This window comes from Micromonospora sp. M42 (genome assembly GCF_000568915.1).
GTDB classification, from domain to species: Bacteria; Actinomycetota; Actinomycetes; order Mycobacteriales; family Micromonosporaceae; genus Micromonospora; species Micromonospora chalcea.
Genome location: NZ_KK037233.1, coordinates 2,548,545 through 2,567,384 on the forward strand (window position 1 = coordinate 2,548,545; position 18,840 = coordinate 2,567,384).

Annotated in this window: 14 protein-coding genes and 1 pseudogene; 7 read left to right on the forward strand and 8 right to left on the reverse strand. The window is 71.6% G+C overall.

Going from position 1 to position 18,840, the window contains the following annotated elements:
* Both MCBG_RS11460 and MCBG_RS11465 read right to left on the reverse strand, forming a co-directional pair.
* A partial coding sequence (locus tag MCBG_RS11460; protein ID WP_084789501.1) for a histidine kinase dimerization/phospho-acceptor domain-containing protein occupies positions 1-964 on the reverse strand: 964 nt, incomplete at its 3' end.
* The gene (locus tag MCBG_RS11465) at positions 961-1,617 is read right to left on the reverse strand and encodes a response regulator transcription factor (RefSeq protein ID WP_043325535.1); all 657 of its coding nucleotides are present in this window, start codon (positions 1,615-1,617) and stop codon (positions 961-963) included. The genes MCBG_RS11460 and MCBG_RS11465, both read right to left, overlap by 4 nt.
* A 95-nt stretch (positions 1,618-1,712) precedes the next feature.
* Here MCBG_RS11465 and MCBG_RS11470 point away from each other — a divergent pair, with 95 nt between their 5' ends.
* Positions 1,713-2,822: a LolA family protein gene (locus MCBG_RS11470; RefSeq protein ID WP_043325536.1), complete on the forward strand. Its 1,110-nt coding sequence runs from the start codon at positions 1,713-1,715 to the stop codon at positions 2,820-2,822.
* A 241-nt stretch (positions 2,823-3,063) separates the two neighbouring features.
* Positions 3,064-5,283: a HelD family protein gene (locus MCBG_RS11475; RefSeq protein WP_223201436.1), complete on the forward strand. Its 2,220-nt coding sequence runs from the start codon at positions 3,064-3,066 to the stop codon at positions 5,281-5,283.
* A gap of 496 nt (positions 5,284-5,779) precedes the next feature.
* Here MCBG_RS11475 and MCBG_RS11480 read toward each other — a convergent pair whose 3' ends face one another.
* Positions 5,780-6,202 (reverse strand): hypothetical protein, encoded by a 423-nt coding sequence (locus tag MCBG_RS11480; protein WP_043325539.1) that lies wholly within the window; start codon positions 6,200-6,202, stop codon positions 5,780-5,782.
* Positions 6,203-6,488: 286 nt separating this feature from the next.
* Here MCBG_RS11480 and MCBG_RS11485 point away from each other — a divergent pair, with 286 nt between their 5' ends.
* A complete protein-coding gene (locus MCBG_RS11485) occupies positions 6,489-6,863 on the forward strand; it encodes a hypothetical protein (protein WP_043325541.1) in 375 nt (124 codons plus the stop codon).
* A 61-nt stretch (positions 6,864-6,924) separates the two neighbouring features.
* Here the strand turns inward: MCBG_RS11485 and MCBG_RS11490 are convergent, their stop codons facing one another.
* The 4 genes and pseudogenes from MCBG_RS11490 to MCBG_RS11505 all read right to left on the reverse strand — a co-directional run bounded on the left by MCBG_RS11490 (position 6,925) and on the right by MCBG_RS11505 (position 11,614).
* On the reverse strand, positions 6,925-7,917 hold the full coding sequence (locus tag MCBG_RS11490) for a sporulation protein (protein ID WP_043325542.1): 993 nt from the start codon (positions 7,915-7,917) through the stop codon (positions 6,925-6,927).
* Positions 7,918-8,017: 100 nt separating this feature from the next.
* A complete protein-coding gene (locus MCBG_RS11495; protein ID WP_043325544.1) occupies positions 8,018-8,737 on the reverse strand; it encodes a hypothetical protein in 720 nt (239 codons plus the stop codon).
* Between the two features lie 57 nt (positions 8,738-8,794).
* On the reverse strand, positions 8,795-9,571 hold the full coding sequence (locus MCBG_RS11500; protein ID WP_043330505.1) for a DeoR/GlpR family DNA-binding transcription regulator: 777 nt from the start codon (positions 9,569-9,571) through the stop codon (positions 8,795-8,797).
* A gap of 35 nt (positions 9,572-9,606) precedes the next feature.
* Positions 9,607-11,614, reverse strand: a pseudogene (locus MCBG_RS11505) (beta-galactosidase).
* A 243-nt stretch (positions 11,615-11,857) separates the two neighbouring features.
* Between MCBG_RS11505 and MCBG_RS11510 the strand changes: the two are divergent.
* The 4 genes from MCBG_RS11510 to MCBG_RS11525 are packed head-to-tail and all read left to right on the forward strand — an operon-like array spanning position 11,858 to position 17,307.
* Positions 11,858-13,225, forward strand: a complete 1,368-nt coding sequence (locus MCBG_RS11510) for an ABC transporter substrate-binding protein (RefSeq protein WP_223201189.1) — start codon at positions 11,858-11,860, stop codon at positions 13,223-13,225.
* A gap of 22 nt (positions 13,226-13,247) precedes the next feature.
* A complete protein-coding gene (locus MCBG_RS11515; protein ID WP_043325546.1) occupies positions 13,248-14,204 on the forward strand; it encodes a carbohydrate ABC transporter permease in 957 nt (318 codons plus the stop codon).
* A complete protein-coding gene (locus MCBG_RS11520) occupies positions 14,201-15,079 on the forward strand; it encodes a carbohydrate ABC transporter permease (RefSeq protein ID WP_043325548.1) in 879 nt (292 codons plus the stop codon). The genes MCBG_RS11515 and MCBG_RS11520 overlap by 4 nt, the downstream gene beginning before the upstream one ends.
* A complete protein-coding gene (locus MCBG_RS11525; protein ID WP_043325550.1) occupies positions 15,076-17,307 on the forward strand; it encodes an alpha-galactosidase in 2,232 nt (743 codons plus the stop codon). Before MCBG_RS11520 ends, MCBG_RS11525 begins: the two co-directional genes overlap by 4 nt.
* Before the next feature lie 87 nt (positions 17,308-17,394).
* On the opposite strand, the gene MCBG_RS11530 is transcribed toward MCBG_RS11525, so the two are convergent.
* A complete protein-coding gene (locus MCBG_RS11530; protein WP_043325552.1) occupies positions 17,395-18,783 on the reverse strand; it encodes a cellulase family glycosylhydrolase in 1,389 nt (462 codons plus the stop codon).
* Positions 18,784-18,840 lie beyond the last annotated feature (57 nt).

Here is an 18,840-nt window from a genome sequence, read left to right on the forward strand (position 1 = left end):
GCGCCAGCTCGCCCAGCTCCACCGGGCCCACCGGCGCCGGGCGGGCGTCCTGCTCGTCCAGGCGGGCCAGCAGCAGCAGGTCGTCCACCAGGCGGCTGAGCCGCTCGGTGTCGGCGAGCAGGTCGTCGGCGACCGCCGGCCAGTCGGTGTCGTCGCCGAGCCGCCGGGCCACCTCCAGTTCGGTACGCATGTTCGTCAGCGGGCTGCGCAGCTCGTGCGCGGCGTCGGCGACGAACGCCCGCTGCCGGTCCCGGGACGCGGCCAGCCGGTCCAGCATGTCGTTGAGCGTGACCGCGAGCCGGTGGATCTCGTCCTGCCCGGCCGGTACGGGCAGCCGCTCCGCGCCGGCCCGCCCGGTGATCTCGGCGGCGCCGCTGCGCAACTGCTCGACCGGTCGCAGCGTCGCGCCCACCACCCGCCAGGCCACCACGCCCAGCCCGGCAACCAGCAGCGGGAAGCCCACCAGCAGCAGGTTGCGGACCACGCGCAGGCTGTGCCGCACGTCGGTGAGCGACTTGGCGACCAGCACCGTACGCGGCTCCTGCGGCGTGCCGGCCGGCACCGTGACCACCCGGACCGGGCCGGGCATGCCGGCGCGCCGCCCGTCCACCACCAGCCGCTGCCGCTGCCCGGGCCGCAGCTCGTCCGGGCCGAGCATCGGCACCAGGCGGTCCGCGTCGATCGAGGCGGCCCGGATCCGGCCCTGAACGTCGACCACCTGCACCCGCAACTGCCCGCCGGCCACCGGCAGCGGGTCCGGCAGCGCGTCCTCGGCGGTGAGCAGCGCCACCGCGTCGGCGGTACGCAGCGCCTCCTCGTCCACCGAGCGCTGCAGCGTCCAGCCCAGCGCGCCGACCAGCAGCGTCCCGCCGAACGCGAACCCGACCGCCAGCCCCAGCACACCGAGCGCGAGCAGCCGGGCCCGCAGGCCGAGGCGCGGCAGCGGCCCGCGTACCCAGCTCACGTGGCCAGCCGGTAGCCCGCGCCGCGTACCGTCTCCAGCCGTTCCCGGCCGATCTTGCGGCGCAGGTAGCCGACGTAGACCTCCACCGCGTTCGGGGCGGTGTCGACCGAGGCGTCCCAGACGTGGTCCAGCAGCTCGGTCTTGGAGACCACCTCGCCGGGGCGGCGCATCAGATAGTCCAGCAGCGCGTACTCGCGACTGGTCAGCACCACCTCGGCGTCGGCCCGGGTGACCCGGCGGCGGGCCGGATCGAGGCGCAGGTCGCCGACGGTGAGCACGGTCGGCCGCCGGGGCGCGCCGCGACGCAGCAGCGCCCGCAGCCGGGCCAGCAGCACCACGTACGAGAAGGGTTTGGTCAGGTAGTCGTCGGCGCCGCAGTCCAGGCCGTCGGCCTGGTCGTACTCGCCGTCCTTGGCCGACAGCATCAGCACCGGCAGCCAGCGCTGCTCGGCGCGCAGCCGGCGCACCACCTCGTAGCCGGACAGGCCGGGCAGCATCACGTCGAGGATCATCGCGTCGTACTCGCCGTGCCGGGCCGCGTCCAGCCCGGCCGGGCCGGTCGCCGCCACGTCCACCGCGAAACCCTCCGCCGACAGACCCCGGCGCAGCGCCGCCGCGAGCCGCGTCTCGTCCTCCACCACCAGCAACCGCACCGGTCCAGCGTGCCACCATGGGGTCACCCGTAGGGGATCTCCTCAGCGTGGTCACAGCGACGCTCGCGCAGCATGGTGCGCAGGAGGTGCACACTATGTCCGTGATGAAGAACCGCGCCGTGCTGCGCTGGCTGGTCCCGGTGACCGCGGGGGTCGCCGTGATCGGCGGTGGCGCCGCCGTCGGCACGTTCGCCGCCGGCGCCGACCCGGCGCTGCCGCCGCGCAGCGCCGCCCAGCTCCTGGAAGACCTGCGCACGTCCCGCCTGGACGGGCTCTCCGGCACCGTGGTGCAGCGCGCCGACCTCGGCCTGCCGCCGATCGCCGCGCTCGCCGGCCAGGCCACCGGCAACGACCTGGCCGGCCTGGTCTCCGGTACGCACACGCTGCGCGTCTGGTACGGCGGCGAGGACCGGCAGCGGCTCGCGCTGGTCGACACGCTCGGCGAGCAGGACATCCTGCGCAACGGCCGCGACGTGTGGACCTGGAACAGCCGGGAGAACACCGCCACGCACCGGGTGCTGCCGGCCGACGCGCCGGACCGGGCCACCGTGCCGGCCACCCCGGCCGACGCCGCGGACCGGGCGCTGGAGGCGATCGACCCGACCACCGCGGTCACCGTCGGCCGCACCGCCACAGTGGCCGGGCGGGACGCGTACGAGCTGGTGCTCACGCCGCGCGACAAGGCGTCCCTGGTCCACCAGGTCCGGATCGCGCTGGACGCGAAGGAGCACGTGCCGCTGCGTCTGCAGGTGCTCGCCGACGGGCAGGACGAGCCCGCGTTCCAGGTGGCGTTCACCCAGGTCGACTTCCGCACGCCCGAGGCCGACCAGTTCCGGTTCAACCCGCCGCCCGGCGTGAAGGTCACCGAGGCGACCGAGGGCGAGCGGCCCGGACCGGCGGGTAAGCGGTTCGATCGCAAGGACGCCGAGAAGCCGGACGTGCGTACCGTCGGCACCGGCTGGACCACCGTGGTGGTCGCCAAGATCGGCGACGCGGCGACCGGCGACGGCGCGAAGCCCGGCGCGGACGCGCCGGACGCCCAGATGCTCACGCAGGTGCTCGGTGACCTGCCCAAGGTCAGCGGCGACTGGGGCAGCGGCCGGCTGCTCAGCGGCAAGCTGTTCAGCGTGCTGCTGACCGACGACGGCCGAGTGATCGCCGGTCTGGTCACGCCGGAGCGGCTCTACCAGGCGGCCAAGGGCTGAGAATCGCCGTGCCCGGGGCCCGGTCGGCTGACGTCGACCGGGCCCCGAGTCGTGTCCGGGCTTGGTCGGGTGGCGGCCGACGCGCTATCTTTCTCAGTTCAGGCACAAAAAAGGAATGGCTTCTGAATGCCATTCCTGCGGCAATTTTAGTCAATGAGGAGCCGGATTGTCAACGCACTCCGACGTGTCGGCTGACCTGCGCCAGGACGACGAGATCGGCCGCGAGCAGGAATACGTCTCGATGCTGTACGACCGGCTGGACGGCATGCGGGAACAGGCCGCCCGGCGGCTCGACGAGGAGTTGCGTCACACCGGCGGCACACAGCAGGCCCGCTCCCAGCGCGACTCGACCGTGGCGATGTACGCCGACCAGGTCGAGCAGTTCTCCGCCGTGGAGAGCGGCCTGTGCTTCGGCCGCCTCGACGACGACGACGGCGCGGTCCGCTACATCGGCCGGATCGGGATCTTCGACTCCTCCGGCGACTACGACCCGCTGCTGATGGACTGGCGCGCCCCCGCCGCCCGGCCGTTCTACCTGGCCACCGCCGCCAACCCGCAGGGCGTACGCCGCCGTCGGCACCTGCGTACCCGCGACCGGAAGGTGACCGGGCTCAACGACGAGGTGCTGGACATCACCGCCGCCTCCCCCACCGCCCACGAGGAGCTGACCGGCGAGGCGTCACTGCTCGCCGCGCTCAACGCCGGGCGGACCGGCCGGATGCGCGACATCGTCGAGACCATCCAGGCCGAGCAGGACCGGATCATCCGCGCCGACCTGCCCGGCGTGATGGTGGTGCAGGGCGGGCCCGGCACCGGCAAGACGGCGGTGGCGCTGCACCGCGCCGCGTACCTGCTCTACACCCACCGCCAGCAGCTCTCCACCCGCGGTGTGCTGCTGGTCGGCCCGAACGCCACGTTCCTGCGCTACATCTCCCAGGTGCTGCCCACGCTGGCCGAGACCGGCGTGCTGCTGCGTACCCAGGCAGACCTGTTCCCCGGCGTGCACGCGCGCCGCGCGGAACCCGCCACCACCGCGGCGCTCAAGGGCCGCGCGGTGCTGGCCGACGTGCTCGCCGCGGCCGTCCGCGACCGGCAGTGGGTGCCCGACGAGCCGGTCACCATCGAACTGCCGCAACGGGAGGTGCTGACGCTCGACCCGGACACCGTGCGGCAGGCCCGCGACCGGGTACGCCGCACCGGCCGCCCGCACAACCTGGCCCGCGCGCTGTTCGACGTGGAGATCGTGCACGCGCTCGCCGACCAGGTGGCCGAGCGGATCGGCGCCGACCCGCTCGGCGGGGAGAACCTGCTCTCCGAGGCCGACCGCGCCGAGATCCGCCGCGAACTGCGCGAGGAGCCGGAGATCCGCGCCGCGCTGGACGAACTGTGGCCGGTGCTCACCCCGCAACGCCTGCTCGCCGACCTGTACGCCTCGCCGGAGCGGATCGCCACCGCCGCGCCGATGCTCACCGAGGACGAGCGGGCCGCGCTGCACCGCGAGCCCGGCGGCTGGACACCCGCCGACGTGCCGCTGCTGGACGAGGCCGCCGAACTGCTCGGCGAGGACGAGCGCGCAGCCGTCGCCCGCCGGGAGCGGATCCGGGCGCTGGAACGCGAGTACGCCGAGGGCGTGCTGGAGATCTGGCGCGGCTCCCGCTCCATCGACGTCGAGGACGAGGCAGACGGCGGTGAGATCCTCGGCGTCACCGACCTGATCGACGCCGACCGGCTCTCCGAACGGCAGGAGGAGTCCGACCGGCTCACCACCGCCCAGCGCGCCGCCGCCGACCGCACCTGGGCGTTCGGACACGTCATCGTGGACGAGGCGCAGGAGCTGTCGCCGATGGCGTGGCGGCTGCTGATGCGCCGCTGCCCGAGCCGGTCCATGACGATCGTCGGCGACGTGGCACAGACCGGCGCGCTCGCCGGCACGCCGTCGTGGGGCGAGGCGCTCGCGCCGTACGTGGCGGACCGGTGGCGGCTGGAAGAACTGACGGTCAGCTACCGCACCCCGGCCGAGATCATGGCGGTCGCCGCCGACGTGCTCGCCGAGATCGACCCGGCGCTGCGGCCACCCCGCTCGGTACGCGCCACCGGCGTACCGCCCTGGGACCGGACCGTACCGGCGGACCGGCTCGTGGCCGAACTGGTCGAGGCCACCGCCCAGGAGGCCGCGTCGCTCGGCGACGGGCGGCTCGGCGTGCTGGTGCCGACCGGGCGGGTGGACGAGCTGGGCGGCGCGGTGGTGGCGGCGCTGCCGGAGGCGACAGTGGGCGAACAGCCGGAGCTGGCGAACCGGGTGGTGGTGCTGACCACCGAGCAGGCCAAGGGCCTGGAGTTCGACTCGGTGCTGGTGGTGGACCCGGACCGCATCGTGTCCGAGTCTCCAAGGGGCCACAGCGACCTCTACGTGGCCCTGACAAGAGCCACCCAGCGCCTGGGCATCCTCCGCACCCCCTGACCGCCTTCGCCTCCGCCCCGTTGATCATGAAGTTGGCGGCCTTGTCGATCTCCAAGTCGGCCGCCAACTTCATGATCGACCGGGCCGAGCACGTGCTGCCCCATGTCCCGCCGTGCCCACTCTCGCCCCTCGCCCCGCTCGGCGATCATGGAGTTGCGGCCCCGGAAAAGCGCCATCAAACGGACATTTTTCGGGTCGGAAGTGCAAGATCGGCGAGCGCGGGCTTGGGGGCGGCGGACGGGGGCGTGTGTCCGGGTGGCCTGTTCGCGCCAGTTCGCCGGAGTGGCGGTCACGCGCACCAGATCGGGGAAGTTGCTGCATCACACCCGCCCCGACCACACCACCCGCCGAACTGGCGACCCTCGCACCAGAACGGGGAAGTTGCTACATCATGGCCGTGCCGACCACGCCACTTCGGCGAAGTGGCGCAGTCAAGACGCGGGTGCGCGAGGGCGGGGCGGCCGGAGGCCGTCCCGCCCTTGCCGTGCTGCCTCGGTCAGCCCGGATTAGGGCGATTGTTGGTGAAGTTGCCCACCTGCGCGCCGGTAGCCGAATTGTCGCTCGTGGAGCCACCGGCCGGGGTGCTCAGGCCACCCGTACCCGCGTCCCCGGTCGTCGTCGGGGCCACCTTGCCCGGGTGCTTCTCGGGCTGCCGGGCCAACCGGCGCACACTGGCCGGGCCGGCCGTGCCACCGGTCGTGGTCACCGCGCCCTGACCCCGGGTCGGTCCGCCGTCGCGCAGCACCGTCGGGTCGACGGGTACGTCCGCCGGGTCGTCCGGGTCGAGTTCCTGCCGCATCCGCTCCACGTCGGTCTGCGGCACGGTGATCTCGTCCAGCGCGCCGTCGCCGTACACGCCGCCGGCGACCCGCTGCTCGGCCCGCCGGGCGGCGTCCTGCCGCATGTCGTCCTCACGCACGTCAACCACCTCGCAGCTCTCTCGGGGTATCGGTGTTGCGTGCCCGAGGGTGGGTGGCTGAAACCGGAACCGGCGGCGGGAGGACCGGTGTGCGCCCTCGTGTCCGGTTCCGGCTGCGAGGCCGAGCGTGGTGGCCATTCGACGGCGACCGGCGGTTACCTTGTCTCCGGCCTCGGGTAGACCCAGGGTGCCCCCGCCACAGAGCGCGAACCGCGCCGTGGCCGACCTGCGGTAGCGGGGCGAGGGTGTGCAGGTTAACGACTCATCAAATCCTGAGGAGGACCAGATGAGCACGCAGGCTGCATCCACCAGGCCGATGAACCGGCCGATGTCCGACGTCCAGAACCGGTCGAGCATGCAGGACACGTCGACCCGGCACATGCCGTCGATGCACGACGGTCACCGGGAGAACATGCCGTCCCCGGGTACGGAGACGAAGCAGGCGTTCCTGACCACCGAGTTCTGGGTGTACGCCGCAGCGGTCGCGCTCGTGGTGATCGCCGCGTTCTGGAAGGGCACCACCGCCAACGGCCTGAACATCAACAACCCGAACCAGGCCTGGTGGTACCTGACCGCGCTGACCGGCGCGTACCTGGTCAGCCGTGGCCTGTCGAAGGCGGGCAGCGCGCGCCGCTCCGGCAAGGAGCGCCGCGGACGTTGATCCGACGCCGTGCGAACGGCGACGCCCCCGGGATCCGTCCCGGGGGCGTCGTCGCGTCTGCTCACTCCTCGCCGAAGTCCCCGAAGTCGTCGCCGCCGCCGTCGAAGGCGTCGTCGAGCATCTCGCCGGCGATCATGCCGCCGGCGACGCCCAGCGCGGCGCCCGCGATGACGCCGCCCATGCCCGGGCCGCGCCGCCCGTGGCCGGCGTAGCCGTGGTGACCCGGGTAGCCGTGGCCGCCGTGGTGCGGCATGCCGAAGCCCTGGGCGCGCATGCTGCCGTAGCGGCCGGTGGTCTCCCGCAGCCAGCCGTCGACGACCTGCACCCAGTCGGTACGGGCGGCGTCGGTGTGCGGGACCGAGTAGCGGCCGATCACGTCGTGCCCGGGGCTGAGGAAGCCGCCCCGCTTGTCGCACTCCAGGATCACCTCGACGCCCTGCGGGCTGGTCACGAACGTCAGCTCGACCTCGTTGACCGTCTGCGCGTACTGCGGCGCGGCGAAGAACTCGATCTCCTGGTAGAACGGCAGCGTCTGCGGCACGCCGTAGATGTGGCCCCGCTCCAGGTCGGCGTGCTTGAACCGGAAACCGAGCGCCTGGAACGCCTCCAGGATGCGCTCGTGGACCGGCAGCGGGTGCACCGACACCTGGTCCAGGTCGGACTTGTCGACGGCGCGGGCCACCGCCAGCTCGGTACGCAGGCCCATGGTCATGCCGTGCAGCCGCTGGCCGTACACGTCGGTGATCGGGGTCTCCCACGGCACCGGCATCTGGAACGGGATCGACAGCTGCTGCTTCGGCGCCAGTTCGAACGCGCCGCTGACGGGCAGCCGGTGGAACTCCATGACGCCCGCGTACTCGTGGTCGCCGCTCTCGATCTCGACGCGGGTGACCAGGCCGAGGTTGATCTGCTCGATCCGCGCCGGGCTGTCGCCGCCGACCAGGTTGACGTGACCGTCCAGGGTCAGCCCGGGCCGGGTGTTCGGGTTGGTGAGCACCGTGTCGACGCTCGGGCCACCCACGCCGAACGCGCTCAACATCTTCTTGAAGACCATCGGTCACTCCCGCTGAACGGCACTCCGACATGGACCGTCGGACGCTTCGTCAGGGCACCCTAAATGCCGCGACTGAGAAGTGGCTGTGAGGCGCATCGGATCACAGGCCCTCCTCCTGGTGCTCGGTGTCCAGCGCCGGCGGGCTGTCGGCGTCGGGGGTGATACGGATCCGGCTGGTCTTGATCCGGTCGTCGAGTTTCGCGTAGCAGAACTGCGGCAAGGGTTCGCCGACCGGCACCAGCGCCGTCTCCGGAAACTCGTCGCACCGCAGGTCGCTCCAGCGGTTGTCGCTCGTGTACCGGCGGTGGAACTGCGCGAGCAGCCCGTCCCGGGTGACCACCGTCCGCTCGGCGGTCGCCGTCCACTTGAAGAGCTGGGAGCCCGACGGCGTGGCGACGACCGTGTAGACCACGTCGAGTCCGGCGTACGTGACCGTGCAGTCGAACGTCGCCGCCTGTTCGCCGGTGAATCCCTTGTTGTCGCAGCGGCTCGTCATCGGCTTCAGCACACCGGCGGAGGCGAGCACGTTCTGCTCCAGGGTGTGCCGGATACCCGGATCGGGCCGGCCGTAGAGGAGGTTGGGCTTGGGCCACGTCGGCTCCGGCGACTCGGGCACCGCCGGTGACGGCACCGGGCGGCCGAGGCCCTCCCAGTCGTCCTGGTTGACCACCTCGGTGATGAGCTGACCGACGCCGCAGAGACCGCCACAGACGAGCAGCGCGACGACCACGCCCAGCAGGATCTTCCGCCCACCGGGTCTCGCCTGCTGCGGGCCTACCGGCTGGGCCGTGGCCTCCGCGTACTGATGATCACCGTCCATAGTGTCTCCCCCGTCGATCGTGACGAGGGCAGAGGGTAGCCGACGGCGGACCGGCTGTCAGTCCGCCCGGACCACCACCAGTTCGCCCACCTGCTCGCCGAGTTGCCGACGGGCCTCTGGCAACAGGCCGCTGTCGGTGATCAGCACGTCGGCCTCCTCCAGCGGCGCGATGGTGGCGATGCCGATCGTCTCCCACTTGGTGTGGTCGGCCAGCACCACCAGCCGCCGGGCGGAACCGATCAGCCGCCGGTTCACCGCCGCCTCCAGCAGATTCGGCGTGGTGAACCCGGTACGCGGGCTCATCCCGTGCACGCCGAGGAAGAGCAGATCGACGTTGAGCGCGGCTATCGCCGCCTCGGCTACCGGGCCGGTCAGGGCGTCCGAGGGCGTACGGATGCCACCGGTCAGCACGACGGTCTGATCGGTGCGCGGGTTCTGGTAGAGCGCGTCGGCCACCGGGATCGAGTTGGTGACCACAGTGAGCCCGCGTACCTCGGCCAGCCGCGCGGCCAGCGCGGCGGTGGTGGTGCCGGCGGACAGCGCGACCGCCATCCCCGGCTCGACCAGGCCGGCGGCCCGCTCCACGATGGCGCGTTTCTCGGCCTGCTGGCGGACCGACTTGGCGGCGAAGCCGGGCTCCTCGGTGGAGCCGGGACCGGCGAGCGTCGCGCCGCCGTGCACCTTGTCGATCAGGCCGCGTTCGGCCAGCACCTCCAGGTCGCGGCGGATCGTCATGTCGGACACCCCGAAGCGGCTGACCAGGTGACTGACCCGGACGCCGCCACTCTGGCGGATCAACTCCAGGATGGCGCTCTGCCGTTGCTGGGCGAGCATGTGGACCTCCATCGGCGCGAACGGCAGGGTTGCGGTCAGGCGCTCACGGGCGCCGGCGCGGGCTCTCGCGGACCACCGCCACCTCCCCCGCCGGCACCTCCAGCTCGCCGTCGCAGCGGGCGCCGCCGAGCAGCTCGACGCCGGTGACCGGCAACCGTACCGGCTCGGTGGTGTGGTTGATCAGGAACAGCCAGCTCCGGTCGCCGCGCGGCGGCGGACCACCTCCACCCCGGTCGGCGCGCTCACCGGCGGCCGGACGCCGGCCTCGGCCAGCAACCGGGCCACCAGCCGGTCGGTGGCCTCGTCGTCGAGCCGGGTGCCGACGTACCAGGCCGCGCCCGCGCCGACGGTGTTGCGGGTCAGCGCCGGCACGCCGGGCAGGGGACCGTCGGCGTACGCGGCCAGCACCTCCGCGCCCTCGGCGTGCAGCCACTCGGTCCACACGTCGGCGCGGGCGCCGTCGTCGAGGCGTACCGTCTCGCCGGCCCGCAGCGGGAAGAACTCCTCGACGTGTACGCCGAGCAGGTCGCGGTACGCGCCGGGGTAGCCGCCGAGCCGGATGTGGTCGTGCTCGTCGACGATGCCGCTGAAGTAGGTGACCACAGCGGTGCCGCCGGCCTCCACGAACCGGCGCAGCGCGTCGGCGTCGGCGTCGCGGACGAGGTAGAGCGTGGGAACCACGACGAGCCGGTAGCGGGACAGGTCGGCCGAGGGGTGCACCACGTCGGCGGTGATCCCGGCCCGCCAGAGCGCGGCGTGCAGCGCGGACAACCGGTCGGTGTAGGTGACGTCGACGCTCGGGTGGGAGTCGAGTTCGGCGCCCCACCACGCCTCGTAGTCGAAGAGGATGGCCACGTCGGCGTCGACGCGGCTGCCGCGTACCTCGGCGAGCGCGCGCAGGTCGGCGCCGAGCCGGCAGACCTCGCGGAACACCTTGGTGTCCGGGCCGGCGTGCGGCACCAGCGCGGAGTGGAACTTCTCCGCGCCGGCCCGGGAGGCCCGCCACTGGAAGAACAGCACGCCGTCGGCGCCGCGCGCGACGTGGGCGAGGCTGTTGCGGCGCATCTGACCGGGTGTCTTGGCCACGTTGCGGGGCTGCCAGTTGACGGCGCTGGTGGAGTGCTCCATCAGCAGCCACGGCGCGCCGCCCGCCACGCCCCGGGTGTGGTCGGCCGCGAGCGCCAGGTTGACCTGCGGCTGCGGGTCGGCGGCGGTGAGGTAGTGGTCGTTGGCGACCACGTCCACGTCGGCGGCCCAGGAGTGGTAGTCCAGGTACTTGATGCCGGTGCCGATCATGAAGTTCGTGGTGACCGGCTGCGGGACGAGCCGGTTCAGCAGTTCCCGCTCGGCGCGCAGCTGGGCGCGCTGCTCGTCGGAGGAGAACCGCAGGAAGTCCAGCTGCTGGGTCGGGTTGGCGAACGTCGGCGCGGTACGCGGCGGGTTGATCTCGGCCCAGTCGTGGTAGCGCTGGCTCCAGAACGCGGTGCCCCAGGCGGCGTTGAGCGAGTCGAGGTCGCCGTAGCGCTCGCGCAGCCAGCCGCGGAACGCCTCGGCGCTGACGTCGCAGTAGCAGTGCACGTTGTGGCAGCCGAGTTCGTTGGAGACGTGCCAGAGCACGACGGCGGGGTGGCGCGCGTACCGCCGGGCGACCGCCTCGACCAGGGCGAGCGAGTGGTCCCGGAACACCGGCGAGCTGGGGCAGTACGCCTGCCGGCCGCCGGGCCAGAGCACCGTGCCGTCGGCGCGGCGGGGCAGCGTCTCCGGGTGCCGGTGCGCCAGCCACGGTGGCGGGCTGGCGGTGGCGGTGGCCAGGTCGACGCTGATGCCGCCGTCGTGCAGCAGGTCGATCGCCCGGTCCAGCCAGTCGAAGACGTACCGACCGGGGGTGGGCTCCAGCAGGGCCCAGGAGAAGATGCCGACCGAGACCAGATTGACCCCGGCCCGTCGCATGAGCTCGACGTCCTCGGTCCACGTCTGCTCGGGCCACTGCTCCGGGTTGTAGTCGGCGCCGTACCAGATGCCCTCGCCGTGCCAGTTCCGCATGACAGCAGAGGTTGCCCCCCGAACAGCACCCAAGTCAACACTTTCCAACATCGACTGAAGTTCCAACGTTTACCGGCTCTTTGCCCTGCCTTACCACCAACGGCGTCGCCTTTTTGCCCTCTTGACAGCGCCGCACCAAGGGGTAGCTTCAAGCGCCACCGGCTGTTTGTGTTCGGACGTGTGGATTCTCGGTGGATCTACCGCGACCGACACGACACCGCTCACCGCCAACGATCACGGTCCATGAGCGCAGCGCACCTCTTCCACGCAGGAGGCACCATGTCCCGTCCCCGCTCGCAAGCCGAATACCTCGCCCGGCTCGTACCCCCGTCCGTCGCCGGCCTGAACCGGCGCTCGCTGCTCGCCGGCGCGGCCGGCGCAGGAGCGCTGCTCGGCACCGGTCTGCTCGCCGGCTGCGGCGACTCCGACTCCGGATCCGGCGGTGACGCCAAGAGCGTCTCGGTCGGCTCCAACCAGTCGGACCCGAAGCCCAAGGACGTCGTCGCGAAGGTGATGGACGGCTTCAAGACGTCCTCTGGGGTGACCGTCAACATCAACACGGTCGACCACAACACGTTCCAGGAGAACATCAACAACTACCTGCAGGGCAAGCCGGACGACGTGTTCACCTGGTTCGCCGGCTACCGGATGCGGTTCTTCGCGGCAAAGGGCCTGGCCGGTGACCTCAGCGACGTGTGGGGCAAGCTCGACGGCTACTCCGACGCGTTCAAGAAGGCGTCCACCGGCGACGACGGCAAGCAGTACTTCGTGCCCGCGTCGTACTACCCGTGGGCCGTCTTCTACCGCAAGTCGGTGTGGCAGCAGCGCGGCTACGAGGTGCCGAAGACGCTGGACGACCTGAACACGCTCGGCGCGCAGATGAAGAAGGACGGGCTGAACCCGATCGCGTTCGCCGACAAGGACGGCTGGCCGGCGATGGGCACGTTCGACATCCTCAACCTGCGGATCAACGGCTACCAGTTCCACATCGACCTGATGGCCGGCAAGGAGGCGTGGACCTCCGACAAGGTGAAGAAGGTCTTCGACACCTGGGCCGGGCTGCTCCCCCTGCACCAGCCGGACTCGCTCGGCCGCACCTGGCAGGAGGCCGCGCAGTCGCTGCAGCAGAAGAAGAGCGGCATGTACCTGCTCGGCCTGTTCGTCGGCCAGCAGTTCAGCGGCGCCGACCTGGAGGACCTGGACTTCTTCACGTTCCCCGAGATCGACTCCACCATCGGCGCGAAGGCCCTGGACGCCCCGATCGACGGCTACATGATGGCCCGCAAGCCGAAGTCCAAGGACGCCGCGCAGAAGCTGCTGACGTACCTGGGCTCGAAGGAGGCAGCGGACATCACGGTGAAGAACGACCCGAGCACGCTCGTCGCCAACAGCGGCGCGGACACCGGTGCCTACACCGCGCTGCAGAAGAAGGCCGCCGAGCTGGTCGGCTCCGCCACCGAGATCGCCCAGTTCCTCGACCGCGACACCCGGCCGGACTTCGCCTCCACCGTGATGATCCCGGCGTTGCAGCAGTTCATCAAGGACCCGAAGGACATCGGCGGGCTGCTCACCAGCATCGAGAACCAGAAGAAGTCGATCTTCACCAGCTGACGGCGGAAGGGGGAAGGACATCATGTCCGACCTGCCCCTGATCCAAGCGGATCGCGCCGTGCCGCCGCCGGCCGCGACCACCAGCAACGGTGGTCGCGGTCGCCGGCTACGGCTCCTGTCCCGCACCGACCGCGTGGTCATCACGCTCATGGTGCTGGTACCCCTGCTGCTCGTCGCCGGCCTGGTCTGGCTGCCCGCGGTGGCGACGGTGCTGCTCTCCGGCACGAACTGGGACGGCATCGGCCCGGTCTCCGAGATCGAGTGGGTCGGCCTCAAGAACTACGACGACGTGGTGAACATCTACCCGCCGTTCGTCCCCGCGGTGCAGAACAACCTGCTCTGGCTGGCCGCGCTGTTCGTGGTGGCCACCCCGTTCGGCATGTTCCTCGCCGTGCTGCTGGACAAGGAGATTCGCGGCAGCCGCTTCTACCAGACCACGCTCTACCTGCCGGTGGTGCTGTCGCTGGCGCTCATCGGCTTCGTCTGGCAGCTCATCTACAGCCGTGACCAGGGGCTGCTCAACGGCGTGTTCGGCGGCGAGACCGACTGGTACGGCGACCCGAACGTCAACATCTGGGCCGTGCTGGTCGCGGCCGGCTGGCGGCACGTCGGCTACATCATGCTGCTCTACCTGGCCGGCCTCAAGGGCGTCGACCCGTCCCTGCGGGAGGCCGCCGCTGTCGACGGCTCCTCGGAGACCAGCACGTTCTTCCGGGTCGTCTTCCCGGTGATGCGCCCCATCAACATCATCGTGCTGGTGGTGACGGTGATCGAGTCGCTGCGCGCGTTCGACCTGGTCTGGGTCATCAACAAGGGCCGCAACGGGCTGGAGCTGATCTCCGCGCTGGTCACCCAGAACGTGGTCGGCGAGGCCAGCCGGATCGGCTTCGGCTCCGCGCTGGCGACGATCATGCTGGCCGTCTCGCTCGTCTTCATCACCATCTACCTCTGGACCGTGATGCGGGAGGACAAGCGATGACCGCCGTCTCCGCCGGCCGCCGCCCCGTGCGGCCCGCCCGGGTCGTCCTGCACCTCTTCCTGGGTACGGTCGCAGTGGGCTGGCTGTTCCCGATCCTGTGGGCGGTGCTCACCTCGTTCCGCTCCTACGAGTACACCGCCGCCAACGGCTACGTGTCGCTCGGCGGCTGGACCGTCGACAACTACGTCACCGCCTGGCGCACCGCCGAGTTCGGCAAGCACTTCCTCAACTCGGCGTACATCACGGTCCCGGCGGTGCTGCTCACGCTCTTCCTCGCCTCGTGCGTGGCGTTCGTGATCGCCCGGTTCAGCTGGAAACTCAACATCGCGCTGCTCGGCCTGTTCACCGCGGCGAACCTGCTGCCGCAGCAGGCGCTGCTCATCCCGCTGTTCCGGATGTTCACCGAGATCCCGCTGCCGGCCTGGATGAGCGACTCAGAGCTGCTGTACGACAGCTACTGGGGGCTGATCCTGGTCAACGTCGCGTTCCAGTGCGGCTTCTGCGTGTTCGTGCTCAGCAACTACATGAAGGCGCTGCCGCACGAGCTGTACGAGGCAGCGATGGTCGACGGGGCGAACGTGTGGCGGCAGTACTGGCAGGTGACGATGCCGCTGTGCCGGCCGGCGCTCGCCGCGCTCGCCACGCTCGAGGTCACCTGGATCTACAACGAGTTCTTCTGGGCCACTGTGCTCATGCGTACCGGCGACAAGTTCCCGGTCACCAGCTCGCTGAACAACCTGCGCGGCGAGTTCTTCACCGACAACAACCTGGTCTCGGCCGGCTCGGTGCTGGTCGCGATCCCCACCCTGGTGATCTTCTTCCTGCTGCAGAAGCAGTTCGTCCGGGGTCTGACGCTGGGAGCCTCCAAGGGATGACGATCGTCCACCTGCGCCGCGCGCGGACCAGCCTGGTGCTCGACGCACGCGGCCCGGGGCTGCCCCGGGTCGTGCACTGGGGCGCCGACCTCGGCCCGCTGCCCGACGAGGACCTGCCGGCGCTCGCCGACGCCACGGTGCCGCCGGTGGTGCCGAGCAGCTTCGACGCGCCCACTGTGCTGTCGCTGCTGCCCGAGGCGAGCGCCGGGTGGAGCGGGCGGCCCGGTCTCGCCGGTCACCGCGACGGCCGGGACTGGTCGACGGCGTTCCGCCTCACCGGCCTCGACGTGCACGACGAGCCCGCAGCGCCGCCCGATGGTGCCGCCGCCGGCGGGCCCGCGCGGTTAGGAGGGGCCCCTTTACATGCACCAGGCGTTAACAAGGGGCCCTTCCTTTCCTCCGGGCGGGTTGTGGTGCGGGCGGCGGACCCGGATGCCGGGCTGAGCCTGACCGTCGAGATCACGTTGGACCCGGCGGGCGTGCTCACGCTGCGGCACCGGCTGCGCAACGACGGCGACGGCCGGTACGAGCTGCGGGAACTGACGCCCGTGCTGCCGGTGCCGGCGGTCGCCACCGAACTGCTCGACCTGACCGGACGGTGGTGCCGGGAACGCGCGCCGCAGCGGCACCCGTGGCCGATGGGCGCGTGGGTGCGCGAGGGGCGGCACGGCCGCACCGGCCACGACGCCACGCTGCTGCTGGTCGCGGGCACCGCCGGGTTCGGCTTCCGGCACGGCGAGGTGTGGGCGGTGCACACCGCGTGGAGCGGCGACCACGTCACCGCCGCCGAGCGCCGCCCGACAGGTGAGTCCACGCTCGGCGGCGGTGAGCTGCTGGCGCCCGGCGAAATAGTGCTCGGGCCGGGCGAGGAGTACGCCACTCCCCTGCTCTACGCGGCACACTCCACCGACGGGCTGGACGGGCTCAGCGAGGCGCTGCACACGCACCTGCGGGCCCGCCCGTCGCACCCGCGCACACCGCGGCCGGTGACGCTGAACGTGTGGGAGGCGGTCTACTTCGACCACGACCTGGACCGGCTGCGGGCGCTCGCCGACGCGGCCGCCGAGGTCGGCGTGGAACGCTTCGTACTCGACGACGGCTGGTTCCGGGGCCGGCGGCACGACCAGGCCGGGCTCGGCGACTGGTGGGTCGACGGCGAGGTCTGGCCGGACGGGTTGCAGCCGCTGATCGACCACGTACGCGGGCACGGCATGCAGTTCGGGCTCTGGGTGGAGCCGGAGATGGTCAACCCCGACTCCGACCTGTTCCGCGCCCACCCGGACTGGGTGCTCCAGGCGCCGGACCGGCTGCCGCCACCGTGGCGGCATCAGCAGGTGCTCGACCTGGCCAACCCGGACGCGTACGCGTACCTGCTCGAACGGCTCGACGCGGTGCTGAGCGAGCACGACGGGATCGCGTACCTGAAGTGGGACCACAACCGCGACCTCACCGAGGCCGGGCACGCCGGACGGCCCGGCGTGCACGCGCAGACCCTCGCGGTCTACCGGCTGCTGGACGAGCTGCGCGCCCGGCACCCGGACGTCGAGATCGAGAGCTGCTCCTCCGGCGGCGCGCGGGTCGACCTGGAGATCCTGCGCCGCACCGACCGGGTGTGGGCCAGCGACTGCAACGACGCGCTGGAACGGCTGTCCATCCAGCGCTGGACCGGCCTGCTGCTGCCGCCGGAGCTGATCGGCACGCACATCGGGCCGCAGCGCTCGCACACCACGCACCGCGTGCACGACCTGGGTTTCCGCGCGGTCACCGCGCTGTTCGGCCACCACGGCATCGAGTGGGACATCACCGCGATCGACGCGACCGAGCGGGCCGAGCTCGCCGCCTGGGTGGCGCTGCACAAGCGGCTGCGCCCGCTGCTGCACGGCGGCCGGGTGGTCCGGGTCGACCACCCGGACCCGGCCGTGCAGGCCCACGGCGTGGTCGCCCACGACCGCGACCACGCGGTGTACGCGGTCAGCCGGGTCGCCACCTCGGCGGCGCAGGTGCCGGGCGCGGTGCGGCTCCCAGGGCTGGACCCGGCCCGGCGCTACCGGGTCCGTCCGCCCGCCGAGGCGCCGGAGCCGGCGATGCTGGAGCTGTCCCCGCCGGGCTGGCTCGCCTGGCCGGGCGACGGCATCACGGTGACCGGTTCGGTGCTGACCTCGGTCGGCCTGCAACTGCCGGCTCTGCACCCCGAACAGGCCCTCCTCCTGGAGGTGGTCGCGGCCTGACCCCGCGCCCCACCCCGGTGATCAAGGAGTTTGTGTCACCGCAGGCGTCCGAACGGGACACAAACTCCTTGATCACGCACGAGAGGGTCAGGCGGGGGTGCAGGTCACGGCGGGGGTGGAATTCGTGCCCTGCCAGCTGCCGATGAAGCCGAAGGTGGTGCTCGCGCCCGCGCCGAGGCGGCCGTTGTAGTCGACGTTGCGGGCGGTGTACGCCGACCCGCTGTTGCTGACGCTCGCGTTCCACGCCTGGGTGACGGACTGGCCGTTGGCGTACGTCCAGCGCACCGTCCAGCCGGTGATCGCGGCCGCTCCGGCGGTCACCTTGACCTCGCCCTGGAAGCCGCCCTGCCACGAGTTCGCGACGGTGTAGGTGGCGGTGCAGCCACCGGACGGCGGGGGCGTGGTGGGCGGCGGCGGGGTCGGGCTGACGGTCGGGCTGGTCGTCGGGCTCACGGTGGGGCTGACCGTCGGGCTGGCGGTCGGGGTGGTGCTCGCGTACACCGACGCCTCCCGGGAGGTGGCGGCGATGCCGTTGGCGCCGTTGAAGATGCGCTGCCCCCAGCTGGTGAGCTGGGCCGGGTTGAACGACGTGGTCATGTCCAGGTACTCCACGCCGCCGCCGTTGCCGCTCCACGACCAGCCGAGGTAGCCGATGCCGTTGGCCTGGGCGTACGCCATGATGGCGTCCTCGTCCGGGTTGCCGTCGGAGTGGTTGAACCCGAACTCGCCGACCACGATGGGCAGCCCGGCGGTACGGAAGCGGCCCAGGTAGTCGCTGATCTCGGCGGCGGTGTCGAACACGCCGTACATGTGGATGGAGAAGACGGTGTTGCGCTGCGGATCGGCGGCGAACACGGTGCCGGCGTTGTCGCGCATGGTGAACGACCAGTCCTGGCCCCAGTTCGGCGCGTCCACCATGATCGTGTGGGTCAGGCCGGCGGCGCGCAGCCGCTTGATCGCGTTCGACGTGTCGGTGGTCCAGGCGCTGTAGCCCTGGTTGCCGAACGGCTCGTTGCCGATGTTGACGATGACGTACCTCTCCTGGCCCTTGAGCACGTCGGCGATGCTCAGCCAGTAGTCGGTGGCCTTGGCCAGCGTGGTGGCGGCGCCGTCCTCGCCGTACCCGGTGGTGTCGTGCACCTCCAGCACGCAGATCATCCGGTTGCCCTTGCACAGGGAGATCACGTTGGCCACGTCGGCGGCGCTGTTCTTCGTCCAGCGGTCGCCGCTGGACAGCACCACCCGGACGGTGTTCGCGCCGAGCGCCTTGATGTTGGCGAACGAGCTGGTCTGCTGCGGGTACCAGGTGTGCGCGTGGTTGACGCCACGCATGACGAACTCGACACCGTTGGCGTCGTAGAGACGCCCGTTGGAGACGGAGAAGCCGGTGGCGGCCTGGGCCGGCTGCCCGAGGGCGAAGACGGCGGCGAGGGCCGTCAGCAGGGCGGCGCCCGCGACGGAGAGCAGTTTCTTCATGGCTGTCCTCAGGGGAAGGATCCCCCGTGCCCGAGCGGGGGTGCGGTGACGGTGAGA